Source organism: Mesorhizobium sp. B2-3-5 (assembly GCF_006442395.1).
Taxonomy (GTDB): Bacteria; Pseudomonadota; Alphaproteobacteria; order Rhizobiales; family Rhizobiaceae; genus Mesorhizobium.
In genome coordinates, this window is the sequence record NZ_VFVX01000023.1 from 32,460 (window position 1) to 58,425 (window position 25,966).

22 protein-coding genes and 1 pseudogene are annotated in these 25,966 nt (G+C 61.6%); 14 read left to right on the top strand and 9 right to left on the bottom strand.

What is annotated here, in order from left to right:
• Positions 1 to 149 precede the first annotated feature (149 nt).
• The 5 genes from FJ958_RS22580 to FJ958_RS22600 all read left to right on the top strand — a co-directional run bounded on the left by FJ958_RS22580 (position 150) and on the right by FJ958_RS22600 (position 5,458).
• Positions 150 to 1,055 carry an ABC transporter substrate-binding protein gene (locus FJ958_RS22580; RefSeq protein WP_181176480.1) on the top strand — a complete coding sequence of 302 codons (906 nt, stop codon included), beginning with the start codon at positions 150 to 152 and terminating at the stop codon, positions 1,053 to 1,055.
• 76 nt (positions 1,056 to 1,131) lie between these two features.
• Positions 1,132 to 2,019, top strand: a complete 888-nt coding sequence (locus FJ958_RS22585; RefSeq protein ID WP_140745593.1) for an amino acid ABC transporter permease — start codon at positions 1,132 to 1,134, stop codon at positions 2,017 to 2,019.
• Positions 2,016 to 2,801: an amino acid ABC transporter ATP-binding protein gene (locus FJ958_RS22590; protein WP_140745595.1), complete on the top strand. Its 786-nt coding sequence runs from the start codon at positions 2,016 to 2,018 to the stop codon at positions 2,799 to 2,801. The genes FJ958_RS22585 and FJ958_RS22590 overlap by 4 nt, the downstream gene beginning before the upstream one ends.
• 72 nt (positions 2,802 to 2,873) lie before the next feature.
• Entirely contained in the window at positions 2,874 to 4,208 is a 1,335-nt protein-coding gene (locus tag FJ958_RS22595) for a M20/M25/M40 family metallo-hydrolase (protein WP_140745596.1), read from the top strand.
• A gap of 38 nt (positions 4,209 to 4,246) precedes the next feature.
• A complete protein-coding gene (locus tag FJ958_RS22600) occupies positions 4,247 to 5,458 on the top strand; it encodes an MFS transporter (protein WP_140745598.1) in 1,212 nt (403 codons plus the stop codon).
• 165 nt (positions 5,459 to 5,623) lie between these two features.
• On the opposite strand, the gene FJ958_RS22605 is transcribed toward FJ958_RS22600, so the two are convergent.
• The 7 genes and pseudogenes from FJ958_RS22605 to FJ958_RS22635 form a co-directional block, all read right to left on the bottom strand.
• Positions 5,624 to 6,139 (bottom strand): DNA starvation/stationary phase protection protein, encoded by a 516-nt coding sequence (locus FJ958_RS22605; RefSeq protein ID WP_140745600.1) that lies wholly within the window; start codon positions 6,137 to 6,139, stop codon positions 5,624 to 5,626.
• A gap of 139 nt (positions 6,140 to 6,278) precedes the next feature.
• Positions 6,279 to 6,995 carry a YoaK family protein gene (locus tag FJ958_RS22610; protein WP_140745602.1) on the bottom strand — a complete coding sequence of 239 codons (717 nt, stop codon included), beginning with the start codon at positions 6,993 to 6,995 and terminating at the stop codon, positions 6,279 to 6,281.
• A 107-nt stretch (positions 6,996 to 7,102) separates the two neighbouring features.
• Positions 7,103 to 8,080 (bottom strand): alpha/beta hydrolase, encoded by a 978-nt coding sequence (locus FJ958_RS22615; RefSeq protein ID WP_140745604.1) that lies wholly within the window; start codon positions 8,078 to 8,080, stop codon positions 7,103 to 7,105.
• A gap of 262 nt (positions 8,081 to 8,342) precedes the next feature.
• The gene (locus FJ958_RS22620; RefSeq protein ID WP_140745606.1) at positions 8,343 to 9,248 is read right to left on the bottom strand and encodes an AraC family transcriptional regulator; all 906 of its coding nucleotides are present in this window, start codon (positions 9,246 to 9,248) and stop codon (positions 8,343 to 8,345) included.
• Between the two features lie 355 nt (positions 9,249 to 9,603).
• Positions 9,604 to 10,455: pseudogene (locus FJ958_RS32560) on the bottom strand (AraC family transcriptional regulator); the annotation flags it as partial.
• Positions 10,456 to 10,622: 167 nt separating this feature from the next.
• Positions 10,623 to 11,756: an AraC family transcriptional regulator gene (locus FJ958_RS22630; protein ID WP_140745608.1), complete on the bottom strand. Its 1,134-nt coding sequence runs from the start codon at positions 11,754 to 11,756 to the stop codon at positions 10,623 to 10,625.
• 174 nt (positions 11,757 to 11,930) lie between these two features.
• Positions 11,931 to 12,971 carry a LacI family DNA-binding transcriptional regulator gene (locus tag FJ958_RS22635; RefSeq protein WP_140745610.1) on the bottom strand — a complete coding sequence of 347 codons (1,041 nt, stop codon included), beginning with the start codon at positions 12,969 to 12,971 and terminating at the stop codon, positions 11,931 to 11,933.
• Between the two features lie 272 nt (positions 12,972 to 13,243).
• On the opposite strand from FJ958_RS22635, the gene FJ958_RS22640 reads away from it, so the two are divergent.
• From FJ958_RS22640 to FJ958_RS22660, 5 genes are read left to right on the top strand one after another with little or no spacing between them, the layout of a single operon-like run.
• Positions 13,244 to 14,458 (top strand): amino acid ABC transporter substrate-binding protein, encoded by a 1,215-nt coding sequence (locus FJ958_RS22640; RefSeq protein WP_140745612.1) that lies wholly within the window; start codon positions 13,244 to 13,246, stop codon positions 14,456 to 14,458.
• A 14-nt stretch (positions 14,459 to 14,472) separates the two neighbouring features.
• Positions 14,473 to 15,351 (top strand): branched-chain amino acid ABC transporter permease, encoded by an 879-nt coding sequence (locus FJ958_RS22645; RefSeq protein ID WP_140745614.1) that lies wholly within the window; start codon positions 14,473 to 14,475, stop codon positions 15,349 to 15,351.
• Positions 15,348 to 16,385 (top strand): branched-chain amino acid ABC transporter permease, encoded by a 1,038-nt coding sequence (locus FJ958_RS22650; RefSeq protein WP_140745616.1) that lies wholly within the window; start codon positions 15,348 to 15,350, stop codon positions 16,383 to 16,385. The genes FJ958_RS22645 and FJ958_RS22650 overlap by 4 nt, the downstream gene beginning before the upstream one ends.
• A 2-nt stretch (positions 16,386 to 16,387) precedes the next feature.
• Complete coding sequence (locus FJ958_RS22655) at positions 16,388 to 17,119, top strand: ABC transporter ATP-binding protein (RefSeq protein ID WP_140745618.1); 732 nt, start codon at positions 16,388 to 16,390, stop codon at positions 17,117 to 17,119.
• A 22-nt stretch (positions 17,120 to 17,141) separates the two neighbouring features.
• Entirely contained in the window at positions 17,142 to 17,942 is an 801-nt protein-coding gene (locus FJ958_RS22660; protein ID WP_140745620.1) for an ABC transporter ATP-binding protein, read from the top strand.
• Between the two features lie 94 nt (positions 17,943 to 18,036).
• Here FJ958_RS22660 and FJ958_RS22665 read toward each other — a convergent pair whose 3' ends face one another.
• Complete coding sequence (locus tag FJ958_RS22665; protein ID WP_140612158.1) at positions 18,037 to 18,477, bottom strand: Lrp/AsnC family transcriptional regulator; 441 nt, start codon at positions 18,475 to 18,477, stop codon at positions 18,037 to 18,039.
• Between the two features lie 135 nt (positions 18,478 to 18,612).
• Here FJ958_RS22665 and rocF point away from each other — a divergent pair, with 135 nt between their 5' ends.
• The gene (rocF, locus tag FJ958_RS22670) at positions 18,613 to 19,545 is read left to right on the top strand and encodes an arginase (RefSeq protein WP_140745622.1); all 933 of its coding nucleotides are present in this window, start codon (positions 18,613 to 18,615) and stop codon (positions 19,543 to 19,545) included.
• Positions 19,545 to 20,600, top strand: coding sequence for an ornithine cyclodeaminase (locus tag FJ958_RS22675; protein ID WP_140745624.1), 1,056 nt, complete (start codon positions 19,545 to 19,547; stop codon positions 20,598 to 20,600). The genes rocF and FJ958_RS22675 overlap by 1 nt, the downstream gene beginning before the upstream one ends.
• Positions 20,601 to 20,716: 116 nt before the next feature.
• Here the strand turns inward: FJ958_RS22675 and FJ958_RS22680 are convergent, their stop codons facing one another.
• Positions 20,717 to 21,499: a helix-turn-helix transcriptional regulator gene (locus FJ958_RS22680; protein ID WP_140745626.1), complete on the bottom strand. Its 783-nt coding sequence runs from the start codon at positions 21,497 to 21,499 to the stop codon at positions 20,717 to 20,719.
• A 110-nt stretch (positions 21,500 to 21,609) separates the two neighbouring features.
• On the opposite strand from FJ958_RS22680, the gene FJ958_RS22685 reads away from it, so the two are divergent.
• Positions 21,610 to 23,751 carry a hydantoinase/oxoprolinase family protein gene (locus FJ958_RS22685; RefSeq protein ID WP_140745628.1) on the top strand — a complete coding sequence of 714 codons (2,142 nt, stop codon included), beginning with the start codon at positions 21,610 to 21,612 and terminating at the stop codon, positions 23,749 to 23,751.
• 14 nt (positions 23,752 to 23,765) lie between these two features.
• A complete protein-coding gene (locus tag FJ958_RS22690; protein WP_140745630.1) occupies positions 23,766 to 25,961 on the top strand; it encodes a hydantoinase B/oxoprolinase family protein in 2,196 nt (731 codons plus the stop codon).
• The last annotated feature ends 5 nt before the right edge of the window (positions 25,962 to 25,966 follow it).

The following is a 25,966-nucleotide window of genomic DNA, read 5'->3' on the forward strand; positions in this document are numbered from 1 at the left end:
CACTTCATAAGCCGGATGCATGATCTCATGAGGCAAATCCCATTGTCCGGGCGGGGGCGAACCATACTATCGGGGCAATGCCAGCGACGCCGCCACAAGCAGACAGCGAAGCGATTGGCAGGTTCTTCCAGACAAGGGAACAAGAAACCATGTTCATGAAAAGCAAGCAGACGATCCTATCCGGCTTCGCTGTCGCGGTCCTTGCTTCGAGCCTGTCAATCTGCACGCTGAACGCGCGGGCGGCAGACGATTTCGATGCTTCGACCATCGCCAAGGATTCGGCGCTCGCCTCGCGCGTGCCGCAGGACATAGCCGCCAAGGGCGTTCTGTCGATTGGATCCGATACGACATATCCGCCGGCTGAATTCCTCGCCGGCGAGGATGGGCAGACCCCTGAAGGCATAGACGTCGATCTTGCCAAGGCGATGGCCCAGACGCTGGGCTTGAAGCTCGAGTTCGTGACCGCACAGTTCGACAGCATCCTGCCGGCAATCGGCCCGCGCTACGACCTCGGCATTTCCGCCTTCACGATCACCAATGAGCGCTACAAGGCCGTCGACTTCGTCAGCTATTTCAATGCTGGCAAGCAATGGGCGATCCAGAGCGGTAACCCGGCGAAATTCAACCCCGACGAGCCCTGCGGAAAGACCGTCGGCGTCCAGACCGGCTCCACCGGCGAGAAGGCCGTCAAGGGTTTCAGTGACAACTGCGTCGGGGCCGGCAAGCCGGCAATCGAGACCGTGTCGATGCCCAAGCAGACAGATCTCATCACCCGGCTGATCAACGGCGCGGTCGACGCCGTCTATGCCGGATCGACTAATATCGGTTACGCGGTGAAACAGACCAACGGGCAGCTCGAGACCATCGGCGCCATCACCTATCCCTCTCCCAATGGCATCGCCGTCGCCAAGGGACAGACCGCCTGGGCTCAGCTTGTGGCCGACACAATCAACGGACTGATCGCTGACGGCACCTATGCGAAGATCCTGGCGAAATGGGGGATTGGCAGTGCCGCCGTTGCCAAGGCCGAGGTGAACCCCGCAGTCCAAGAATGAACCCGCTTGGCGGAGACGCAAAGGTCAAGCCTTGCGTCTCCGCGTCATTTCCCGTTTCGAAACAAGAAAGCACAGCATGAGCCGCAGCAAACATGCTTCGATTGCGCTTAACGATCCCGTGCCGGTCCGCCACTACGGCCGATGGGCATTGACCGCACTGCTTCTGGCCATCGCCGTCGGCGTTGCAGACAGCGTAGCGACCAATCCCAACTTCCATTGGGAGGTCGTCGGCCAGTATCTCTTCGACCGGCAGATCGTGCGCGGTGTGGGATGGACGCTGGCGCTCACCGCGGTGGCGATGGCTCTTTCCATCGCGATCGCGGCAGGACTGGTCATCATGCGCGATTCCGGGAACCCGGTCCTTTCCACCATCAGTTGGCTCTGGGTCTGGTTCTTCCGCGGCACGCCGGTCTACACGCAACTGGTCTTCTGGGGACTGCTCGCGGTCCTCTATCCAACCCTCTCGATCGGCCTGCCCGGGTTCGGCGACATCGTCAGCGTCAGGACCAAGGACGTGCTCACGCCGGCCATCGCGGCGATCGCCGGCCTGGCCTTCAATGAATCCGCCTATCTGGCCGAAATCTTCAGGGCCGGCTTCAAGGCGGTGGACGCGGGCCAGACCGAAGCGGCCGAGGCGCTCGGCATGCGGCGTATGAAAGCGTTGTTCCGCATCGTCATTCCCCAGGCCATGCGCATGATCATCCCGCCGACCGGCAACGAAACCATCGGCATGCTGAAGACAACGTCCCTCGTGCTTGCCGTACCGTTCGCCTACGATCTGACCTTCGCCGCCAACACCATCTCGAACCGGCTTTACCTCCCGATCCCGCTGCTTGTGGTCGCAGGTCTCTGGTACTTGACGATCACATCGATCCTGATGTGGGGCCAGTCCTATCTCGAACGCTATTTCGGTCGGGGCGTGGACCGGACCGCGGCGCCCATCCTGCCGAAGGAAAGCCAATGATTCCGCAAGAAGCATCCACGGCGACGCCCTGCGTCGACATCCGGGGCGTTCACAAATTCTTCGGCGAATTCCAGGCGCTCGATGATGTCAGCCTGACGATCAAGCGCGGCGAAGTCTGTGTCGTGCTCGGTCCGTCCGGCTCCGGTAAATCCACGCTGCTGCGTTGCATCAACAATCTGGAGACGATCGGCGCCGGGCGAATATGGGTGAATGGCGAATTGATCGGCTATCAGGAGAAAAATGGCCGACTCTACTGCCTGAAGCCAAAGGCGATCGCCGCGCAGCGGCGCAATATCGGCATGGTGTTCCAGCGGTTCAACCTCTTCCCGCATATGACCGCGCTGGAGAACATCCTCGAGGGACCGGTGCATGTCAAAGGCCAGACCCGCGGGGCAGCGGAGCCGCTGGCTTATTCGCTGCTTGATCGCGTCGGGCTTCGCGAAAAGGCCCATCAATATCCGGCGCAGCTCTCCGGCGGACAGCAGCAGCGTGTCGCCATCGCTCGCGCCATGGCTATGGAGCCTGACCTGTTGCTGTTCGACGAACCGACATCGGCGCTCGACCCCGAACTCGTCGGCGAGGTGCTGGACGCGATGAAGGGCCTAGCCAGGATCGGCATGACCATGGTCGTCGTCACCCACGAAATCGGCTTTGCACGCGAGGTGGCGGACACGGTGGTTTTCATGGACCAGGGCCGGGTCGTCGAAAAGGGCATGCCCAGCGAGGTTCTTGCAAAGCCGAGCAACGCGCGGACGCGGGCCTTCCTCTCGAAGGTTCTCTGACCTCGCTCCCGCCGATTAAAGCGCCAACCAGTTCATACTGGCGCACCTCAGTCAATCCAAGAGGCATTCTCCATGCAATCACAGGCAATTCCTTCGGTATCTCCAACCGCGACGGAGACCGAGGCCATCCTCTTCGTCCGCGATCTCATCCGTATCCGTTCCGTCAACACCGGAGATCCGCGGACCATGGGTGATGGTGAGGCCGTCGCGGCAGCCTACATTCGTGAACGCCTGGGCGAGGTCGGTCTGGACTCTATCTATATCGAACCGGCACCCGGACGCGGCAATGTCGTCTGCCGGATCAAGGGCAGCGACAGCGATCAGCCGGCGCTTATCCTGCACGCCCATGTCGACGTAGTGCCGGCGGACGAGACCGAATGGTCTGTGCCTCCCTTCGCCGGCGAAATAAAGGATGGGATGCTCTACGGCCGCGGCGCGGTGGACATGAAGAACATGGCCGGTCTGATGGTGGCGCTGGCGCGCTCGCTCGCGCGCGATCGCTTCATCCCCAAGCGCGACATCATCTTCATGTGGTTCTCCGACGAGGAGAACGGCAGCGTCCATGGCTCGCAATGGCTTACGGAGAAGGAGCGGCATCTGTTCGACGGCGCTTCGGAAGCCATCAGCGAAGTCGGCGGATTCTCGATCACATTGCCCAACGGCAAGCGGGCCTATCCGCTCGCCACCGCGGAAAAAGGCGTGGCTCGAATGAAGCTCACCGCACGGGGGACTGCCGGCCATGGTGCTCTGATCAACGGGGACAACGCGCTCACCCGCCTTGCGGCGGCTGTCGAGCGTATCGGCACCCATAAATTCCCGATCCATCGGACGCCGCATCTGAATGCACTGATCGAGGGACTGGAAAAGCTGCTCGGCAAGAAGTTCGATGACGAGAGACTGGATGAGCAGCTCGACGAGCTCGGCTTCTTCGCCTCGACGATCCGGGCTTCGTTGCGCAATACCGCCAATCCGACAATGCTCAACGGCGGCTACAAGCGCAACGTCATTCCCTCGACCGCCGAGGCGGTCATAGATGGGCGCGTGCTGCCAGGCACCAAGGATGAATTCGTCAGACAGGTTACCGAGATCGTCGGGCCGGGAATCGACATCGAGTGGACATTCGGCTGGACAATCGAGTCGCCGGTCGAAGGTCCGCTGATGGACAAGATGCGTGCCGCGATCGAGGCAGAGGATCCGGAGGGCACGGTGATTCCCTATCTCCTGCCGGGCGGCACGGACAACAAGCTGCTTTCGAAGATCGGCATCAACGGCTACGGTTTCGTACCGATGAAGGTGCCGGCGGATTTCGACGTGTGGGGATTGTTCCACGCGGTCGACGAACGCATCCCCGTCGACGCGCTGACGTTCGGCGTGCGCGTCCTCGGTCGCCTGCTGCGGGATTCCTGACCCTCCGCATCACCAATCACATAGGCGGGGATCTTGTCATGCGTATCGTGCAACCGCTGCGGAATCGGGCATTCGCGGGTCTTTGGCTAAGCTATTCCGCATCGATCGTCGCGACTGCTATCCTTCCGACAGCGCTCACGCTGATGATCCTGGATTGGAAGAACGGGATTGCCGATCTCGGCATTGCCCTTTCGGCACGGACATTCGGTTTTCTGGCCGGAGCCGTTGCCGGCGGCTACTTCGCCGACAACTGGCCGCGCCAGCGGGTGCTTTCAAGTGCCTCGGCTCTGCGCAGCGTGGCCGTGCTGGCGATTGCCTGGGTGCCGCATGCAAACATCCTCTCTGTCTCGTGCTGCCTGTTTTTCGCGGGCGCGGGCGAAGGAACGTTCAGAAGCGCCTATCAGGCGAGCATGGCCGATCTGGTTCCCGGCGGCCAGCTTCAGAGCGCAAACGCGCTGACCACGCTCAGCATGCGGATAGCGCTCACGGTCGGGCCGCTGATCGCGGTCGCCTTGCACGGGCGCCTTGGGCCTCTCTTCGGCCTGCAACTGGCAGGCGCATTGTGGGCCCTGTCGGCACTGGCCTCCTTAACCTTGCAGCGGCGATTGCACGCCTGCGATCGGACAACACCGGCGAGCGGGACCAACATCCTGGCCGACTTCCGTGCAGGCCTGGCCGAGGCGTTCCGGCATCGCTGGTTCGTCGCTGGTCTGGCGGCGTTGCTGGTGTGGCTCGGCCTTGGCAACAGCGTCCAGCAGCTCATGCTACCGGTGATCAGCCGCGCCCATCTGGGCGGCGATGCTTTCATAGGCATCGCGCTTGGCGCCTACTCCGTCGGCGCCCTGGCCGGTGGCATAGCGATGGGCAGCATGAGGATGCGGCGGCCGGGTGCACTCGCCTTCTGCGGGCTTGCGCTCTTTGGACTTGTGCCGCTCGCGCTTGCCACGCACTCAGCCATCCTGATCATATCAGCCTATTTTCTGGGCGGCATCGGCATCGAGCTGTTCAACATCCCCTGGTTCACCGCAATCCAGAACGAGGTGCCGAAGGAAATGCTTGGGCGCGTTTCCTCGATCGACTTCCTGATTTCCTACGGCGCGGCGCCTCTGGCGCTTGCCGCGATGCCTGCCGCACTGGCGGCAATAGGACCCGGCAACGCACTGGTTTCGATTGGGCTAATCGTCGCGACGGTGCCGATCATCGCCCTCCTTGTTCCCAGTGCGCCTGAATTCAAGGAGCCGAGGCGCTAGGAAGTTCGCTTGGTGATGGACGCTGTTCGGCACCGCCTTGCGCGGACGATCTCATCGTCAGAGGGGTATGCTGGCAGCGCTGGAGCACGGCGGTGCCGATGCCAATATGCTCCGACGCATGGCCAGAGACATGAATCTCCGACGCTTGGTTCGCAACCGACGATCTCAGTTAGACGCGCGAAGAGTCTCGAACAGGAACCACACCCGCTGTTCGGCTTCGTCGATCCAGTTCTCCAGCAGGCTCGCGGTGGCGACGTCGCCGTACTCATCGCAAAGATCGTGCATGGCGCGCATGCGGGCGGCCAATGTGCCGTTGTCCTCGCGTAGCTCCGCCAGCGCCTGGTGGGGCTGGACGAAGTCGGCGTCGTTGTCCAAGAATCGTTGGCGGCGGGAGATGTCGCCGATCGAGCGGATAGTGGTGCCGCCGAGCTTGCGTGCCCGCTCGGCCAGCGGATCGGTGATGGCCAGAATCTGGTCAGCCTGATCGTCCAGCAGCAGGTGATAATCGCGGAAATGCGGTCCCGACATGTGCCAGTGGAAGTTCTTGGTCTTCAGGTAGAGAGCGAATATATCGGCCAGCAGGACCGTCGCCGCGGCCGAAATCTCGTGCACTGCTTCGCTGGAAAGGCCTGATGGGGTGTGCAATGCCGCACTCACGCGCGATTTTAGGCTGTCTTCCATTATCCATATTCCTCGGTTGAAATTGAGTTTCGATGCCCGCTCGAACCGAACCCGGGGTTCAGCGGGTCGTCGTCGGCAACCGTCTCGGGAGGTCCCTTCCGCCGGATTGTCGTTGTTTCAAGATCTGCGGCAGATCCTGTTATTCGGTGTGGGCGCCGTTCGCAGGCGCTGCCACGCTTGCCGTTTCGGGTGAGCCGACAGGTGCAAAGAAACTCAAGGCGACCAGGACGACCGGAACGGCAAAGCACCAGGTCCGCGACAACAGGAAAGCGACCGCCGCGGCAGCGCAGCCAAGCGCGAAAGTCACGACGCTGGCGCTCATCCGCTTGAGCCGTTCCTTGACCGGCTTGAGGTCGCCCTGTGCCGTGCCGCCAATCAGGTCCGCCAGATCGAGCATGATCTGGGTCGTCGTGCCGGTCATGAGCGTCGTGGGGGGCATCTTGGACATGTGCACGCGGTGAAAGGCGTTCTGGATCGCCATCGCCGACACCAGAACCATCCCGATGGCGAACGCCGCGAGACCGTTGCCGTCGTCGAAAGGGCCGTGGATCTGGGCAAAGATGGCGGCGATGATGAAAAGGACGAGCTTCAGCGACAGCAGAACGGTCATGACAGGCTTGCGGCTACGCTCGAGCTGTTGGCTGAGAAGCCGTACCAGCAAAATGACGATACAGAAGACCGGCAGCGCCAGCAGCTTCGAAAGCGCGCCGCCTGTCCCGAGCGCGATCGACGCCCCAAGGGTCACGAAGTTGCCGGTGACATGGGCCGTAAACAGCCCGGCGAGCGCCACGAAGCCGACAGTGTCGACATAGCCGCCGTTGAAGCTCAGCAGGATGGGAAGGGACAATCTCGCCATGTTCATCTCCGCGAAGACCGATTCCGGCTTACCGCCGAATCTCCATTGCCTGCAAGACGAGGCGTGGCGAAACGGATTCCGCCACGCCTCCGTGGGCGAATTGCCCGTCAGCCCTTGATGAAGGCCAGCAGGTCGGGGTTGATGACATCCGCATGAACGGTCAGCATACCGTGCGGATATCCCGGGTAGATCTTCAGGGTGCCGTTCTTCAGGAGTTTGACGGAGAGTTTGGCCGAGTCGTCGATCGGCACCACCTGGTCGTCATCGCCGTGCATGACGAGCGTCGGCACCGTGATCTTCTTCAGGTCCTCGGTCTGGTCCGTTTCCGAAAAGGCCTTGATGCCGTCGTAATGCGCCTTGGCGCTGCCCATCATGCCCTGAAGCCACCAGTTCTGGATGACGCCCGGGTAGACCTTCGCGTTCGGCCGGTTGAAGCCGTAAAACGGGCCGCTGGCGAAATCCAGGAAGAACTGGGCGCGGTTGGCGGCGACTCCGGCGCGGACTCCATCGAGAGCCTCGATAGGCAGGCCGCCCGGGTTGGATGCCGTCTTCACCATGATAGGCGGAACGGCGCTGACGAGGACAGCCTTGGCGACGCGGCCCTGCGGCTGGCCGAACTTGGCAACATAGCGCGCAACTTCGCCGCCACCGGTTGAATGGCCGATGTGAACGGTATTCTTCAGGTCGAGATGTTCCACCACCGCCGAAGCGTCGGCGGCATAGTGGTCCATGTCGTGACCGTCGGAAACCTGGGAGGAACGTCCATGGCCGCGGCGGTCATGGGCGACCACGCGAAAACCCTGGTTGACGAAGAACAGCATCTGGGCGTCCCAGTCATCGGACGACAGCGGCCAACCATGATGGAACACGATCGGCTGAGCTGCTTTCGGACCCCAGTCCTTGTAGAAGATTTCCACGCCGTCCTTGGTCGTGATGTAGCTCGAATTCATGGAGCGAGTTCCTTTGTTCTTAGCAGGGGTGGGTTTTTCCGTCGCGAAGGCAGGTAGGGCCATCGCGAGCGAAACAGTCGCGCCCGCCACGAGGGCCTGCCGACGCGAGAGATGAACTAGGTCGGTGTCAGTCATGCCAAATTCCTGTTGTGGGCGTTCGGGACAGAGCGAAGTCTTTCCTCTGTCCGGACGCTGATCCTTTCAGAAACCAGCCGGTCCGGCTTGTCGGTTCCGATCGCGTTTTGAACAAAGTCGTTGGCGCTGCTGCGGGTGGCATCGGTCGCGTCTGGCGTTTCCCGCGTGATTAGCAGTTCGCTCGGCGACCAGAGCGGTATCGCGAAAGGAAGAAGCGGCCGACGGGGTCGTCGGCCCGTGCCCGACCCGCGGACATGCCAGTTCAGAAGCGCTGGTTGCGGCGCCACGCCCCCGGAGGTGCGCCTGTTTCACGGGCAAAGACGCGCGTGAAATGGCTCTGGTCGGCGAAGCCACAGCTTCGGGCGATCTCCCCAAGCGACAGGTTTGAGTTGAGAAGCAGGCCGCGCGACCTCTCGATCCGTCTCTTTGTCAACCATTGGTGCGGGGTCTTGCCGGTCGTATCGCGGAAGGCGCGCAAAAAAACCGCCGACGAAAGATTGCAGGCCGAGGCCAGGTCATCGACCGCGAAATCGCCGTTCAGCTTGCTGTCGATCATTTCTAGCACTGTTGCGACACGACGCGATGACAGACCATATCGCCGGTCGGCCGCCTTGGTTTTCCGACAGCCATATTTCTGCAGGAGGTGGACGCCGATCGCGACTGAAAGTTGGTCGACGAACAGTGCACTTCGCTCGTTCGGTTGCCAGCCTTGGGAAAAGAGCGCGCCGAGCAGGCCCGCAAGGACGCGATCGGCCTCGTGCACGCCGCGCGACAGGTCAGCGTCGTTCGAAACGCCGTCGCGATCCGACATGCGCATGAGCGCCGCGTTGCCGACTTCCAGCAGGATGAAGTCGAAAGACCCGCGCAGATCGGCTTTGTAAGGCTCGGTGAAGTCGCGGATATAGACGCTGTTCTCGCCGAAATGGTGTACGGTCGCGGTTTTTCCGGTCAAGATGCTGCGCCTGTGGCCGCCTGTCGCCGAAAGCCCGATCAGGAAGCCCCGGTTCGTTGCTGGTGTTTCCACGCGTGCGATCGCGCCGGAATCCGACGCCTTGCGGTAAAATGTCATGTAATCGCCAGCGATCCGTCGACTGCTGCGCAATTTCGACAGCGGACAGCCGAGTTCGTCCAGGGCACCGTTTGAAATCCGATCATCCGCTTCAGGCATATGCAGCTCCCCTCGGTTTTCAGCCTGCATTCAACCGCAGTGGTCTCCGCTCTTCGAGAACACGGGGGGTTGCCGCCGAGGGAGGCGCGATCCGATCGGCGGTCGCGCCAGGAGGACAGTCGCTTGAACGGGAGTGCTTGTATTGGACGAAAGCCTCATGTCTTGGACGCCCTTGCCGTCGCGAGTGGTAGAGCCGCTGCGGCTCCCACGTGCCGGTCCGTGCAGAAGAATCCATCTCCGCAGCCGCAGAGGGCTGGAACAATCTTGCCGATATTGCGCTGTTCCCACGCCGTTTTTCGGGTATGGAGAGAACAGCCGGACTTCTCAGCCGTGTTGCCCGGACGATCTGGGCACTGCGGCGGAAACGTCCCGGCGAAACGCCGACAATATCGGTGAAGACACGGGTCATATGGCTTTGGTCCGCGAATCCGCAGGCTATGGCGATCTCGGCGATGGGCATGTCGAAGCCGAGGAGGTCCTTGGCCCGGGCGATCCTGTATTCGGTCAGCCAGCGATGCGGCGTTCGTCCGAAACTCTCCTTGAAGGCCTTGATGAAATAGCTGCGTGAGAGTTCGCAGGCAGTCGCCAATTCGACGATCGAAAAAGGCTCGCCGACATGGGCGACCAGAAATTCCGTGGCCCGCTTCTCCTGCCAGCGAGCCAGGACGCCTTTCTTGCTGGAGGGAAAATGCACCCCGCCATAGGTCTGGGTCAGATGCGCCAGCATCGCCAGATTGATCTGTTCCAGGAAAAGAGGATGCGCCATCCGCGGATGCTCGAGCGAAGGAAGCAGCGCCCGCGCCAGGCCAAGCATTACATCGTCGTTGGTCCCTGGAGGGCAGGACAGCGCCCGGTATTCCGGCCGTCCAACATCTTCCACAAAGGACCGCAGCGACGCAAAGGGTATCCGGAAACGCACATTGTCGAAGGGCGAAAGGTGCTCGCACTGCCACTGGCATCGCAGGTCGGTAATTGCGAGATCGCCGCCGCGGTGACCGCCGTCGAAAACAAGTTCGCCATCGCGCCACAGCCTGTGTCGCTCGAAGTCCTTCAGTTGGACAATGACGTCGAATGCCTCGCTGCAGGGCACCACCTCTGCGCGACCGAGATCGTGGTCCCCGCCGAAGGTGCGGGTTATCTCGATGTCGTCGACGGTGAGAGATAACCCGGTCGAGGCAGTCGACCGCGATTCCTCAGCCGTCTCCACTCGCGGGTTCATAGTCATCGAACCGTTCCTTCCGATGTCGCATATGCGGGAGTTGGGGTGCGGAGGGTGTCCGGAGTTGCGAAGGAATATCGCAAAGCCCGACAAAGGACAGAACTCATCGCAAGGTCCTCCCAGCAAGTCGGCCCCTACTCCAGGACCGATACGGATCAATGAAACAGGTCACGCCGCCAAACGTGCGGCGTCGTTCCTGTCTGGTCGAGAAACACGTTCTTGAGTTGCAATTCATCGGCAAAGCCGCATCGCACCGCAATTTCGGCGATCGTCAGTCGGCGGTCGCCAAGATAGTCCTTGGCCCGCTGGATCCGGAGCAAAGTGAGCCATCGTTGGGGGGTGATGCCGACCGTTGATCCGAAGGCGTCGACGAAATCGGGAGACGACATTCCGACCTTTTCGGCGATCTCAGCAATCGCCACGCTCTCTTGCAGATGGTCGACCATGAACTCCTTGGCGTCCTTCTCCTGCCACTCCGTGAGCGGTGCCTTGCCGCTGTCCGCCATCTTCCTCTGGTAGTGCTGGACGAGGTGGACGCAGACGGCGACCGCGACCGGGCGCAACACAGCGTCGACGGAGCCATCCTGGTGTTCGAACAGCGGCAGCAGGGCGCAGCCGATGTTCCACATGATCTGATCGCCGGAGCCGCGCAGACAACGCAGCGGCACGGCCTCTGGAGCGTGGGGGATGCTGCCGACCTCGCCGAAGAGCCCGTAGGGCAGGTGAAAAGCGAGCGCGTCGAGGTCGCTATGCAGCCGGATGGACGCGCCGCCCCGCAAGTCGACCAGACAGACCGAGGCCTTCCTGTAGCATCGCACGACCGTTTCCACGCCGTCCGCCGCGATGTCGCAATGATCGGTATCGCGCAGGTAGAGCATCATGAAATAGGCTGGCTGAGCCGGTAGGTGGACTGCCTGGAGATTGCCGGCGCCCGCCGGCCGGCAGAGGTGGGTCACCGAGAAATGCGCATTGCCAATCGGCCGTACCGACATGAACGGAGCGGTCGCGACCCCGAAATGGGCGCCGACTCCCGTGTCCATGCTAAAATCCTGATGCACGTCTTTCTCCTGCTTGCGCCTGGGCGCTTCCCGGCTCAATTCACGAGGGACGCGCTCGGCCCGCTCCGCCTTTGCGGAGGAAATATCGGGCGACCTACCAATCCGTGAGCGAGCCGGGGATCGGCTGCACAGTTCACGTGCGGTGTGCACCATAGCCTGTGTCGCCAAGTCAATCTTGCATGTCTGGCTCGTCTTTTTTCCGTTTTTGCTGTCTTCGTCATCATTGGCCAACCGCTTCAGGGTGAAACGCAGGCCGGCGATTTCTCGGCGGAAGGTCGGTTATCGTCCGGGGCGCTGGCAGGGCCTTGCGGGCCCGAGCCCGTCAAGTCATCCCGAATAGACATGCGGAAAAGTCGCAACTGCCTCGCAAGGGGAGGGAGATTGCCACGGCCTGGAACTGCCTCGTCAGGACGGCCTTGGAACAGGTTTCGCCGTGCTTTCACGAACCACGAGACTGACCGGTAGAACCGTTTGCAACGGGACGTCGTTGCCAGTGGCCGGGTTCATGAGGCGCAACAAGATGCTGGCGACTGTCTGGCCGGCTTCAAACTGCTGGATTCTCACCGTGGTCAAACGGGGCTTGATGAGACCAAGAAATGGCATGTCATTGAAGCCCGTGATCGAGACATCCTCAGGACACCGAATGCCGCGCTGTCTGAGCTCTTCAATTGCCCCTAGCGCAAGTCGATCGTTCGCACAAAGTATGGCTGTAAATTGCTGGTTCGAGTCCAGCAAGCTCCTGGCACATCGGGCACCTTCATCTTCGTCGAAACGGCTCGCCGTGGCGACCAGATTCGGATTGAAAGTCAGAGCCAATTTGCTTGCTGCATGGCGAAATGCCGCCAGACGGGCCTGACCGGTCGAGAGATCCTGCGGGCCTGCGAGATGGGCGATGTCGCGGTGGCCAAGATCCCGCAAATGCCGCAGCATCTCATAGATACCGGCTTCTTCATCGTTGACGACATAGGGGATATCGGACGGCTCGACTTTGCGGTTCAGCGTGACGACCGGCAGCCCCTCTTCGGCAGCCCTCGCTATCGAGGGGTCGCTCCTGAATGCGGCTGCATGGATGATACCATCGACGCCTCTGTCGCGCAGAACGTCGACGAGGCGGCTCTCGCGTTGCTCGTCACTATCCGTGTTGACGATTATCGAAGCATATCCGACCGGCTCGAGCACGTTTTCAATACCCCGCACGATAGGCGGGAAAATGACGTTCGTGATGTCCGGGATCATCACGCCGACCGTCATCGTGCGACTGGTACGCAATCCGGCGGCAATTCGATTGGGTCGGTATCCAAGCTCTTCGGCTGCCGTCCTCACACGCTTTGCGACTTCTTCGGTTATCAGTGTGTGTCCGACCGGGTCCAATGCTCTTGATACGGTCGACGCGTGGACGCCCGTGTGCCGGGCAATATCCTTGAGCGTAACCCTTCGTTTCTGCATGCCGACCTCGTGATTCACGCAAACATAATTGACGAGAGTCCGGAATGCAATCGATTGCGAAAGGGCATTGACTCCTATTTCTCTCAATGATAGCCATTCACGCAATCGATTGCAGAACCAGCAGAAAATGACACGCAATCGATTGCACTAATTGCTTTCGACCACCAGTTTAGGAACGAAGAACTCCGAGCGTCATCATCAAAGCGCCAGCCGGTTTTACGCCAAGGCGTCGCGTCTCGGGTCTATGCGAAACTCAAGAGGAGGAGCCAAGCATGCGATTGTTGAGGCTATTTGCAGCCGTGGCTGTCACCGCCCTGTTTGCGCGGGGCGTGGTTGCTGAAGACCTGAAGGCAGGAACATCATCCCCGCTCAAGATCGGTATTTCGTTGTCGCTCACCGGCGACTTTGCAGACTCCGGAAAGGCTGCTCAGCGTGGCTACGCGCTATGGGCCGCGGAGGTCAACAAGGCGGGCGGCATACTCGGGCGGCCGGTGGAAATCAAGGTCGTCAATGATGCCTCGAGCCCTGACCAGGTGGTGACCAACTATCAGAACCTGATCACCCAGGAAAAGGTCGACATCGTCTTTGGGCCTTTCTCGAGCCTGTTGACGATTCCCGCCGCCCGCATAGCGAAGCGCTATGGGTACTCTTTCATCGAACCTGCCGGTGGCGGGCCCCACGTCTTCGAGCAACATCTGAACAACCTCTTCTTCGTACAGCCGGCTCAGACGGTGAAGGGCGGCGACGTGTTCGCGGACTATATTCTGACCCTGCCGCCCGACCAGCGCCCGAAGACTGCTGCCTACGCAAAACTCGACGACCCCTTCGCTGCGCCGATCGCCGATAATATCAAGACGCGGTTCGAAGCGGCCGGAATCAAGACGGTTTACGATCAAACCTATCCTTCGGAATCGGCCGACCTTACCCCAATAATCGCCGGTATCGCCGCGGCCAATCCGGACGTTCTCGTCTCGGGGACACAGGCTTCGGATGCATACGGCCAGGTCAAGGCGATGATCCAGTTGAAGTTCAATCCCAAGTGGCTCTTCATGTCGAATGGCGCCAATTCCCCTACCGAGTTTCCAGACAAGGTGGGTGCCAAGAACACCGAGGGCGTCTTCACCAGCAGCGACTGGTATCCAGGTTCGTCCGCCGCGGGAAGCAAGGAATTCATCAACGCATACATCGCAATGTACGGGGGCGACGCGAACGGGATCGACAATACCTCCGCCGAGGCCTACTCGGCGGGCATGGTATTGGCGCAGGTCGCCAAGAAGACCGGAACAATCGACAATGCATCGATCATCGAGACCTTGCATCGCGGGGTATGGCCGACGCTCGTCGGCGATTTGAGCTGGGATGCCGATGGCGCGCCGAAAGGCGAATATCTGCTGACCCAGTGGATCGGCGGCAAGCTGACCACGGTCTTTCCCGCGAACCAGGCGCAGCACGCTCCCGTTTCACCGAAGTCCAATTGGGCACAATAGGGGAGGTTGGGGCCATGCACGCTTTGGTTCAAGCAGTCATCCTCGGCGTTCTGACCGGGGGGGTCTATGCCCTGATGGCCAGTGGGCAGACGCTTATTTTCGGCATCATGAAAGTCGTCAATCTTGCCCAGGCGGCTTTTGTCGTCCTGGCAGCGTATCTGACGTTCAGCTTGTTCACCCTCACCGGCATGGACCCATTTCTCTCGATCCTGATCACGACCCCCCTGCTGTTTGTGATCGGTGCGGTGATCCAATGGACGCTCTTGCGCCCGCTGCGCGCCGATGATGCCAAGGAACTCTCGCTGCTCGTCACCTTCGCCGTGGCGCTCGGCCTGGAGGGGTTACTTGCGATGACCTACAACACGACGTTTCGGTCGGTCCAGCCGGGTTACGAGAACTTCAGCTGGACGGTGGCGGGATATCAGGTGAACATGGTCCGGTTCTTCGCCTTTCTGCTTTCCCTGGCGATGCTCGGCGTTCTCTACCTCATTTTGCAGCGCACCAAGTTCGGACGGGCGGTGCGGGCAACGGTGCAAAACCCGATGTCTGCCCAGCTGCTGGGCGTCAATTCGAGAATGGTCGCCGCGTTCGGCTTCGGGCTCGGCGCAGCGACGGCGGCAGCGGCGGGAGCCGTTTTCGGCCTCATCTCGCCTTTCAATCCAGGCAGCCATTACGACCTGATCAGCCGCTTGCTGACGATTGTTGTGCTCGGCGGACTCGGGAGCATCGGCGGGTCGATCGTCGCGGCGTTGGTGATGGGCGTCGGCTCGGCGGTCATCGCGGCTCTCGTGTCTCCGATCTGGTCCGATTTCTCGTTCTTCGTGGTGCTGCTTCTGGTGCTGTTGGTTCGCCCCACGGGGCTCTTTGGCGCACGCGTGCGAGGTGCGCTATGAACCGCGTTGGATTGATTTTCGCGATTGCCTTCTTCGGCGTGCTCACGCTCTTGCCATTCGGCGTCGGTCCACAGTGGATATTGAACCTGCTGATCTTCACCCTGATGTACGGCGGCCTGGCCAGCGCATGGAACATGCTGGGTGGTTACGCAGGCTATCCCTCATTGGGGCACGCGGCATTTTTTGGGGTCGGTGCCTACGCCATTGCCATTGTCTTCGAGAACGGGGTCGGCAACGGATATCTGCCATTTCTCGTCCTCCCGCTGATCGGGGTGGGGGCCGCTTTATTGAGCGTGCCCATCGGATGGGTCGCCATGCGGACCCGAGCCGATGTTTTTGCCATCGTCACGATCACACTGCTTTTCATCGCTCAAACCCTCGCGTTCAATCTGAGGTCCATCACCGGTGGCGCGCAAGGCAAAGGCGTGGCCGTCCCGCCCTTCCCGGTCGATACCTATAATTGGCCGTTCTACTACGCGATGCTTGCCCTGCTGGCCCTGGCCATGGGGGTATCGCTCTATTTTAGCCGGTCGAAGATCGGCCTGTCCTTGTCAGCCGTCCGGGCAGACGAAGATAAAGCTCACGGCGTCGGCGTGCGGGTGACCGGGGTCAAGCTGATCGCGTTTGGCATGAGTGTCGGCATCACGGCGATGATCGGGGGCGTGTGGGCCTATTATGTGGGATTTATCTATCCGCAGTTCGCGGTGGATCCACTCATTACGATCGGCATGGTGCTGATGACTTTCCTGGGTGGGCGGGCAACGTTGTGGGGACCTGTCATCGGCGCGTTTATTCTGGTGCCGGCTCAGCAATATTTTGCCTACCAATTCGGGGCGAGCCAGTTCTACCTGCTGGCCTACGCAGCCATCTTCCTGATCATCATGCTGCTGTTGCCGCGTGGAATTCTGCAGACGATCACCGACCGCCTGCGCAATCGACGCAAGCGGCAGGCGGGGCAGCCTGGGATCGAGGCCCCGCCCGAGGCGGGCTCGGGACAGGATACGGGAATGATTGAAGGACTGCGGGGAGCGTAACGATGACAGCATTGTTGGAAGTCGAAGGACTGAGCAAGCGCTTCGGGGGCGTCACAGCTGTCGACAACTGCACTTTCTCGGTCGAGGAAGGAACAATCACCGCGCTGATCGGGCCGAACGGTTCAGGCAAGACGACCGCCTTCAACATGATTACCGGCTATCTCAAGTCTGATTCAGGTGCCATCCGCTTCGACGGCCATCCGGTAAAAAAGCCAAATCCCTCAGGGCTGTATCGGAAAGGGCTGTCACGCACGTTCCAGCAGGCGCGGATCTTCCCCGAATTGTCCGTGCAAGAAAACCTCGTGATCGCCGCCGGCTATTCCTGGCGCGGATTGTTCGGCGCAAGACTGACGAGGGCCGATCGGATCCGGGCGGGTAAGATGCTTGAGGAGTTCCGTCTCTCCGGTCTCGCCGATCTGCCGGCGTCCGACCTCTCCTATGGCCAGCGCAAACTGCTCGAATTTGCCGCGGTTCTGATGAGCCAGCCAAAGCTTGTGCTGCTCGACGAGCCGACGGCTGGCGTCAACCCTGTGATGATCGATACGATGGAGCGCCATATCAGAGCTCGTCACCAGGAGGGGGTCAGCTTCCTCATCGTCGAACACGACATGCAACTGGTCATGCGCCTCTGCGATCCCGTGATCGTTCTCGATCGGGGAGCGACGATCGCCATGGGCACGCCGGCCGACGTGCAAATGAATCCGCTCGTCCTGGATGCTTATCTCGGCGATTGAGGAGGATGAAGTGAAATCAACCATGCCCAATTCAAATGCACGACCGGAAACCCCGAGCCATGGCAATTCGACCATTCTCACGCTTCTGGGAGTGACGGCCGGTTACGGTGCGGGCCTCATCCTCAAAGGCGTCGATCTGACCGTCGAAACCGGGAAGATCGTATGCCTTATCGGCCCCAATGGTGCAGGAAAGTCGACCGTGCTCAAGACGATCAGTGGGCTTCTGCACCCCAAGGGAGGCCAGGTGCTGCTTCGAGGCGAGGACATCAGTCGCCTGTCGTCGAAGGATCGATTGACGCGAGGGGTTGTCCATGTGCCGCAGGACCGGAGTCTCTTTCCGGCAATGTCGGTATGGGAGAATGTGATGATGGGTGCCTTCATCCTTTCCGACCATGCGCTGATCCGAAACCGTATGGAACGGATTACCGAGCTCTTCCCAATTGTCGGCAGGCGGCGCCATGCGGCAGCGGGATCGCTCTCGGGGGGAGAGCAAAAGCAGGTCGAACTTGCGCGTTCGTTGATGCTCGACCCGGCCCTGATCCTGCTCGACGAGCCATCGATAGGGCTCGACCCCAAAGCGCGCAAATCGGTTTTCGCCTCGATCGCGGCGCTGGCGGAGGACGGACGAACCATCCTCCTCGTCGAACAGAATGCGCGATCGGGATTGGCCGTGGCGCATCACGCCGCGGTTCTCGAGGCTGGCCGCATCGCGCTGATCGGCACGGGGATCGGGTTGCTCAATGATCCGGAAGTCGCCCGGCTCTACCTCGGGGCCAGCGCAAACGGCGCCATGGGCTCGACAGTTGCCGCCATGGATAGGTGACGCATGTCCGACACGTGCTCCGACCAACTCAAAGAAGAGGTATGGTGGAGCAGGGTAGTAACGCTGCTGTCTGTCAACTTTCATGCGGCGCGCTTTAGGCCAGCCGTGCCCGAGTCGTGCGCGGCGTTGCCAGGAGGAGGCTCGTCTCGCTGCCGGTTATGCCGGGAATGAGGCGGATGCGGCGCAATACAGCATCAAAATCGGTCAACGAGGCCGTCCCAAGTTCCACCACCAGGTCCCAGCGGCCATTGGTCGTGTGGATGTCCGAGACCTCGGGGAAGCCCCCTAACGATCGCACCACACGATCGGCGGCGTGGCCTTCGATCTCGATCAGCATGATACCCCGAATGCGCTGATCGACCGCATCGGCGCGGAGCACGACCGTGTAGCCGATGATCTGGCCGGACCGTTCAAGCCGCTCCATACGCGCCCTGACCGTGGCGCGTGAAACACCGAGATCAACGGCGAGATCGGATACGCTGCGCCGCCCGTCGTGCCGAAGCAAGGTCACGAGCCGTTCGTCTAAAGAATCCATTTGTGCTGCCATTTAGATCAAAATCGATCCCGATATGATAAAATAGCCTTGTCGGATTGCCAATTTAATATGTTCACGTCGCCATGCCGCCATGGTTCCTTCCCGACTATTCAAGCGTTGCCAGCGGGAGAAACCATGCGTTGCAGAATCGTCGGGGCGCCGGTGCAGGACGGCGCTGGCAGAATGGGATGTGAAATGGGTCCGAGTGCGCTGCGGACCGCCGGACTTTCCCAGGTGCTGTCGGGCCTCGGCCACACTGTCGAGGATATGGGTGCCGTCCAGCCGGTTCCGACAAGACGCCTCGTGCACGGCAACCTGGCACTGAAGGCCCTGCCTGAGGTATCGGCCTGGACATCCGCCATCGCCGAGGCCGCCTACGCTGCGAGCGAGGGTGCCATGCCGATCTTTCTCGGCGGCGACCATTCGATCTCGGCCGGCACCGTATCGGGCATCGCCCGCCGCGCCGCCGAAAGCGGGCGTCCGCTGTTCGTGCTGTGGCTCGACGCGCATCCGGACTTCCACACGCTCGACACCACCGCCAGCGGCAATCTGCACGGTGTTCCGCTCGCCTATGCCAGCGGCCAGCCGGGTTTCCGCGGCTATTTTCCGGATCTGCCGGCAGCGGTCGATCCCTCGCGCATCTGCACCATGGGCCTGCGCAGTGTCGACCCGGCCGAGCGAACGGCGCTCAACGAGGCGGGAGTAACCGTGCATGATATGCGCGCCATCGATGAGCATGGCATTGCTCCACTGCTGCGTGCTTTCCTGGCGCGCGTGTCGGCGGAAGACGGCCTGCTGCATGTCAGTCTCGATGTCGACTTCCTCGACCCGTCTATCGCCCCGGCGGTCGGCACCACCGTTCCCGGCGGTGCCACTTTTCGCGAGGCGCATCTGGTGATGGAGATGCTGTCCGACAGCGGTCTCGTTTCCAGCCTCGACCTGGTCGAGTTGAATCCCTTTCTGGACGAGCGGGGCCGAACCGCGACGCTGATGGTTGACCTGACCGCCAGCTTGATGGGTCGCCGCATCATGGACCGCCCCACCCGCAGCCATTCCGGGAGCTTTTGATGACCACGGCAAAGCTGAACATCGTCCCCTTCGTCAGCGTCGACCGCATGATGAAGCTGGTGATTGCCATCGGTGTCGAGCGCTTCCTGACCGAGCTTGCAAGCTACATCGAGGAAGACTTCCGTCGCTGGGAACTGTTCGACAAGACGCCGCGTATCGCCTCGCATAGCCATGACGGCGTCATCGAGCTGATGCCGACAAGCGATGGACGCCTCTACGGCTTCAAATACGTCAATGGCCATCCCAAGAACATGCGCCAGGGCTTGCAGACGGTCACAGCGTTCGGCGTGCTCGCCGATGTCGGCAGCGGTTACCCGATGCTGCTCACCGAAATGACCATCCTGACCGCGCTGCGCACCGCTGCCACCTCTGCCGTCGCGGCGAAGTATCTGGCGCCGAGCGGCGCGCGCACCATGGCCATCATCGGCAATGGCGCCCAATCGGAATTCCAGGCGATTGCCTTCAAGGCGCTCACGGGCATCGATCGGCTCAGGCTTTACGACATCGATCGGTCCGCTTCGCTGAAATGCGCGAAGAACCTTTCAGGCCTGGGATTCGATATCACCATCTGCGGGACCGGGCAGGAAGCGGTTGAGGGTGCCGGGATCATCACGACCGTTACCGCCGACAAGCAGAACGCCACCATTCTCACCGACAACATGGTCGGCTCCGGCGTCCACATCAACGCTGTCGGCGGCGATTGCCCCGGCAAGACCGAACTGCATAAGGATATCCTGCTGCGTTCGGATATTTTCGTCGAGTTCCCGCCGCAGACACGCATCGAAGGCGAGGTCCAGCAACTGGCCCCCGACCATCCCGTGACCGAACTCTGGCAAGTAATCACCACCAAGGCCAAAGGCCGCCGAGACGCCAAGCAGATCACGCTGTTCGATTCGGTCGGCTTCGCGATCGAGGATTTTTCGGCGCTGCGCTATGTACGCGACCAACTGCAAGCGACCGGCCTCTACGAGGAACTCGACCTGCTCGCCGATCCCGATGAACCACGCGACCTGTTTGGCATGTTGCTGAGGGCGGCTATGCAGCCGGCAGCTTGAGGGTATCCAAGGTAACCCGAATTTCACCCATCCGATGAACTGGGCAGCCGCGACGTTGCTGTCAAATCCGTCCTGCCGCTGCGGCTGAGCTGCGACACAGCTCGTTTCTGGTCCAGTTAGATTTCTGGATCGCGGTGCTGAAAGAATTGGAGGAAAAGCTCTCGCTCAGTCGTTATGTCGAGCTTGTCGTAGATGCGGCGGCGATGGTTCTTGACCGTGCCCACCGTGATGCCGAGCCGCTCGGCGATGGTGGCGGTCGGGTGGCCGGCCAGGACGAGCTGCACGAGTTCCCTCTCCCTGAGCGAGAGTTCCGGCCACAGGCTAACGGGGATTGTCGGTTTCTGTCGCGGTGAAGCGCCGGGACTTGTCGGCGCTGAGGTGCGGGAAAACTCGGCTCCGCGTGCCTTGATGTCGAGCGCGTGCAGTGCTTCGAACACCGGCAGCCGTTCGTCCAGCAAGGCGATCTCGCTTTCCTTGAACGAACTGGTCGAGCGATCGAGGAAGATGCCAAGACACCAGTCGCCGCCATCGGCCAGCATGATGCCGACCTCGTCGCAGATTTCCGACTGAGCCAGGAAGCCGGCTATGTACTGGCCGCGCTTGGCCTCGTCATCCGCCAGTCGCTTGAGCGGCATGATGCCCAGCCGGCGCTCGCGCCGCCACGAGGCATAGAACGGATCGAACACATAGTAGTTGTCGAGATAGCGCCGGACCATTTCATCCGAGAAGCGCCGGTGCTTCACGAATTCAGGTGTCTGCGTCGTCGAGTAGCGCGTCACCGTGACGAGGTCGTGCTCGATATCCGCGCCGATCAGGTCGATCAGGCAATCGACATGCTTGTCCGTACCGGTGGCGGCGATCGCTTTGGCGAGCGGCGCCCAGATATTGCCCATGCGCATGCCTCTTTGTCGGCGACGAGTCTTCGCTCGTCATTGTGCCTTTAGGCATATGGCGCGATCTGGCCCGTTGAATCTAGCCTGTGGTCACTCTCGGCAAGGGAAGGCGACCCGTGGACCAGATTACCACCAACCCCATCGTTATCGGCATCGACGCCGGCGGCACCATGACCGACACTATCCTTGTCGATCAGGACGGCCACTTCAAGATCGGCAAATCGGCGACCACGCCGAAGAACGAGGCCGAAGGCTTCCTGGCCTCGGCCGAGGATGCGGCCGATGCCTGGGGCATCTCGCTGCAGGACCTCTTCTCGGGCGTCAACGTCGTGCTCTATTCCGGCACCGGCATGCTCAACACGCTGCTGTCGCGCACCGGCCGCAAGCTCGGCCTGATCACCACCAAGGGCCTCGAGGACATGATCTTGATGGGTCGCGGCCTGCAGGCATGGGCGGATTACTCCTATGCCGACCGGCTGCACGCGGTCACCCACCACCATCCCGATCCGCTGGTGCCGCGTCGCCGCACCCATGGCGTCACCGAGCGCATCGACCAGTTCGGCGACGTCATCCTGCCGCTCTACGAGCATGAGGTGCATGCCGCCGCGAAGAGACTGATCGCCGACAAGGTCGAGGCCATCTGCATCATGACCGTCTTCTCCCACGTCAATCCGGCGCATGAGAAGCGCATCGCCGAGATCTGCCGCGAGGAGATCGCCGCTGTCGGCGCCGACATCCTTGTCTACACCAGCCACGAGGTGCGGCCGGTGATCCGCGAACAGTCGCGGCTGAATTCGGTGCTGATCGAGGCCTATGCCACTTCGCGCGGCCGCAAGCAGCTCAAGAGCATCGAGGACGTCTCGAAGAAATACGGCTTCAAATATGGCGTGCAGACGCTGCTCTCCTTCGGCGGCCTGACCTCGATCAACCATCCGCGCCTGCACGAAACCATGATTTCCGGCCCGATCGGCGGCATCCTGGGCGCGGCCTATGTCGGCAAGCTGATCGGCAACGACTCGCTGATCTGCTCGGACATGGGCGGAACCTCCTTCGACATGGGCGTCATCACGCGCGGCCAGACGCGGATCGAGAACGAGCCGCTGATGGACCGTTTCAAGCTCAACGTGCCGACGCTGCATCTCGACACGATCGGCGCCGGCGCCGGCATGATCCTCAAGGTCGATCCGCTGACCAAGAAGGTCAGCCTCGGACCGGAGAGCGCCGGTTCCGATCCCGGCCCGATCTGCTTCGCCAAGGGCGGCACCGAACCCACCATCGCCGATTGTGACGCTATCCTCGGCCGTCTCAATCCGCATTATTTCCTGGGCGGCAAGGTCGTGCTGCAGGTCGAGAAGGCGCGCAAGGCCTTCGAGGAAAAGTGCTCCAGCCTGCTTGGCGTCGGTGTGGAGGAGGCAGCCGAAGGCATGATCGACATGCTGGAAGCCGACGCCAACAACGCGCTCCGCCGCGTCATCTCGGGCCAGGGCATCCATCCGTCGGAGTTCACGCTGCTCTCCTATGGCGGCTCGGGTCCGCTGCACCTGGCCGGCTGCTCGCGCGGCATCGGCTTCAAGGACATCATCACCTTCCAGTTCGCCGCCGCCTTCTCCGCCTTCGGCTGCACAACGGCGGATTTCATGCGCCGTCACTCGGTGTCGACGCAGATCGATATCGGCGCGCGCGCAAACGATGACCAGCTGGTGGCCTTCGGAACGAAAGTCACCGCCATCTGGGACGATCTCACCAAGGCGGCGGTCGACGAGATGATCGCCGATGGCCATAGCAGGGACAAGGTCAAGACCGTGCCGTTCCTGATGATGCGCTATACCGGCCAGCTCGAGGACGTCGAGGTGATGGCGCCGCTGTCGGCCATCAACTCGGCCGACGACATGCGCAAGGTGATCGACGAATTCGAGGCGGTCTACGCAAAGGTAAACCATCGCGTCTCGCGCTACGGCGAAGCCGGCTTCTCGATCACCGAGCTCGGGCTCATCGCCACCGCCGACAAGGTCAAGCCGGTGCTCCTGAAGCGCCCGCTCGGCAAGTCCGATCCGGCGTCGGCCCACAAGGGCGTTCGAGAGGCCTATATCGGCGGCCGCTGGCACAAGGCCGACCTCTACGAGATGGACCTTCTGCAGCCCGGCCACGAGGTGATCGGCCCGGCCATCATCGAACACCCCGCCACGACGCTCGTCGTCCATCCGCAAGACCGTGTCCATGTCGATGAGTGGACGCTGCTGCACTACACCCACGCTTGAGAAGGGCGAACGCCATGCTGGACAAACCCGCTTCCGCCCTGCGCATCCGCGAGCGGCTGATCGAATCCGAACGGCTCATGGAAGAGACCGGCTGCTACGACGGCATCACGGAACTTTCGCTGCGCAACCAGGATCCGCTGAAATTCGAGACGCTGCACACCAAGCTGCGCGCCTACTGCGTGTCGGCACGCGAAATGGCGCGCCGCATCTCGGCCTCGCCTGGCGTGCGCGAGGTCGGCGAGATGGTGGTCGCCATCTACACGCCGGAAGGCGATGCGATCGCGCTCTCCAACGGCATCATGGTGCATGTGCACACGATGAGCCGCTTCATCAAATGGATGATCAGACAAGGCTACGAAGAGAATCCCGGCATCGTCGATGGCGACATCTTCGCCAACAACGACGCCTTCATCGGCACCGTCCAGGTGCCCGACGTGATGGACGTGGTGCCGATCTTCCATTCGGGCAAGCTCGTCGGCTGGGCCGGCGCCGTCTGCCACGAACTCGAAGCCGGCGGCATCACGCCCGGCGGCGACGTGGCGCTGGCGCAGGAGCGTTTCACCGAGGGCCTGTTCGTCTGCGCCGAGAAGGTCGGCCAGAACGACGAGCTGCGGCGCGACTACGTGATCCGCTGCGAGCGCAATCTGCGCATGCCGATCTACTGGGTGCTGGACGAGAAGGCCAAAGTCGCCTCCTGCATCGACATGCGCGAAAGCGTCAAGACGCTGATCGACGAGATCGGCCTCGACTACTGGATGAAGATATCGAAGGAGTTCATCGAGGAAGGCCGCCGCGCCCAGCTTGCCCGCACCCGTCAGTTGACGGTGCCCGGCATCTATCGTGGCCACACCTTCTATGGCCATGTCACCGCGGGCAAGCCGGGTTATCAGCCGCTCGGCGATCCCGACTGGCTCTACAACATGCCGATTGAGATGGAGATCACGTCAGGCGGCAAGATCATCATGGACTTCGAGGGCACGCAGCCCTGGGGCTATCATTCCATGAACTGCACGCCGGCCGGCATGGACGGCGGCATGTTCGTTACCCTGACCCAGCACATGAATTTCGAGGGTCTGGTCAATGACGGCGCCTGGATGGCGACCGAACTGAAGCTGCCGCATGGCACTTGGACCAATCCCGACAATGAGATGGTGGCGACCGCCACCTCATGGGCTTTGCTGCTGCCGGCCTACGGCGTGTTCCAACGGCTGCTGTCGCGCTCGTTCATCGCGCGCGGTTTCGTCGAGGAGGCCTTCGTCGGCCAGGTCAACAGCCCGATGATCGAAATGGGCGGCACCAGCCAGTACGGCTCGCTGTTCGGCATGGCGCATTTCGAATGCGCGGCTGCCGGGTCCGGCGCGCTGGCCATCAAGGATGGGCTCGACACCGCCTATGTCGGCTGGAATCCGGAATCCGACATGGGCAATATCGAGATCTGGGAACAGAACATGCCGATGGTCTATATCGGCCGCTCCATCGTTCCCAATTCCGGCGGCGCCGGCAAATACCGCGGCGGCTGCTCCTTCCTGTCGACATGGCTGGTCAGCAAGACCGACCACCTGAGGCTGGTCACTTCCGAGCATTCCTCGCGCGTCTTCGACAATGGCGGCATGTGCGGCGGCTATCCGGCGCCGACCTGCCAGAAGCATCGCGCCGTGCGCGACTCGAACATCTTCGAACTGGCTGAAAAGGGGGCGCCGCTGGCGCATCATACCGGCACCAACCCTCACCGGTCGGAACTCGAAGTCCGGTTGCAGGGCGAGCATGTGACGATGGAAGGCCCTTACATCACCGCGCCGCACAAGACAGGCGATGTCTTCACCCATTCCTACAATGGCGGCGGCGGCTATGGTGACGTGCTGGAACGCGATCCCATTAAGACGGCTTCGGATGTCGAGAACGGCTATCTCACCCGCGAAGCCGCCGAAGGCATCTTCGGCATCATGCTGGATGAGGATGCTGACGGCTATCCCGTCGCCAATATCGAGGCCACCAAGCGCCACCGCGCCGAGATGCGCGCGAAGCGGCTCGCCCAGGCAAGGCCGGTATCGGAGTGGATCGCGAAGGAGCGTGGCCGCGTCGAAAAGGCCGACTTCGCACCTGAGGTGAAGAAGATGTACGCCAGCGCGATGAAGCTGTCGCCGCGCTTCACCAAGGACTTTTCAACTTTCTGGGATGTCGACGCCAAGTCGGCCTTCGGCGTGGAGTAAGGGAC

Coding starts and splice junctions, on each gene's coding strand:
- FJ958_RS22650 (WP_140745616.1), top strand. CDS start 15,348: ATGAACCGCGTTGGATTGATTTTCGCGATTGCCTTCTTCGGCGTGCTC.
- FJ958_RS22680 (WP_140745626.1), bottom strand. CDS start 21,499: ATGCGCATGGGCAATATCTGGGCGCCGCTCGCCAAAGCGATCGCCGCC.
- FJ958_RS22675 (WP_140745624.1), top strand. CDS start 19,545: ATGACCACGGCAAAGCTGAACATCGTCCCCTTCGTCAGCGTCGACCGC.
- FJ958_RS22605 (WP_140745600.1), bottom strand. CDS start 6,139: ATGGAAGACAGCCTAAAATCGCGCGTGAGTGCGGCATTGCACACCCCA.
- FJ958_RS22660 (WP_140745620.1), top strand. CDS start 17,142: ATGCCCAATTCAAATGCACGACCGGAAACCCCGAGCCATGGCAATTCG.
- FJ958_RS22580 (WP_181176480.1), top strand. CDS start 150: ATGTTCATGAAAAGCAAGCAGACGATCCTATCCGGCTTCGCTGTCGCG.
- FJ958_RS22590 (WP_140745595.1), top strand. CDS start 2,016: ATGATTCCGCAAGAAGCATCCACGGCGACGCCCTGCGTCGACATCCGG.
- FJ958_RS22600 (WP_140745598.1), top strand. CDS start 4,247: ATGCGTATCGTGCAACCGCTGCGGAATCGGGCATTCGCGGGTCTTTGG.
- FJ958_RS22645 (WP_140745614.1), top strand. CDS start 14,473: ATGCACGCTTTGGTTCAAGCAGTCATCCTCGGCGTTCTGACCGGGGGG.
- FJ958_RS22620 (WP_140745606.1), bottom strand. CDS start 9,248: ATGCCTGAAGCGGATGATCGGATTTCAAACGGTGCCCTGGACGAACTC.
- rocF (WP_140745622.1), top strand. CDS start 18,613: ATGCGTTGCAGAATCGTCGGGGCGCCGGTGCAGGACGGCGCTGGCAGA.
- FJ958_RS22615 (WP_140745604.1), bottom strand. CDS start 8,080: ATGACTGACACCGACCTAGTTCATCTCTCGCGTCGGCAGGCCCTCGTG.
- FJ958_RS22595 (WP_140745596.1), top strand. CDS start 2,874: ATGCAATCACAGGCAATTCCTTCGGTATCTCCAACCGCGACGGAGACC.
- FJ958_RS22635 (WP_140745610.1), bottom strand. CDS start 12,971: ATGCAGAAACGAAGGGTTACGCTCAAGGATATTGCCCGGCACACGGGC.
- FJ958_RS22610 (WP_140745602.1), bottom strand. CDS start 6,995: ATGGCGAGATTGTCCCTTCCCATCCTGCTGAGCTTCAACGGCGGCTAT.
- FJ958_RS22585 (WP_140745593.1), top strand. CDS start 1,132: ATGAGCCGCAGCAAACATGCTTCGATTGCGCTTAACGATCCCGTGCCG.
- FJ958_RS22690 (WP_140745630.1), top strand. CDS start 23,766: ATGCTGGACAAACCCGCTTCCGCCCTGCGCATCCGCGAGCGGCTGATC.
- FJ958_RS22655 (WP_140745618.1), top strand. CDS start 16,388: ATGACAGCATTGTTGGAAGTCGAAGGACTGAGCAAGCGCTTCGGGGGC.
- FJ958_RS22665 (WP_140612158.1), bottom strand. CDS start 18,477: ATGGATTCTTTAGACGAACGGCTCGTGACCTTGCTTCGGCACGACGGG.
- FJ958_RS22640 (WP_140745612.1), top strand. CDS start 13,244: ATGCGATTGTTGAGGCTATTTGCAGCCGTGGCTGTCACCGCCCTGTTT.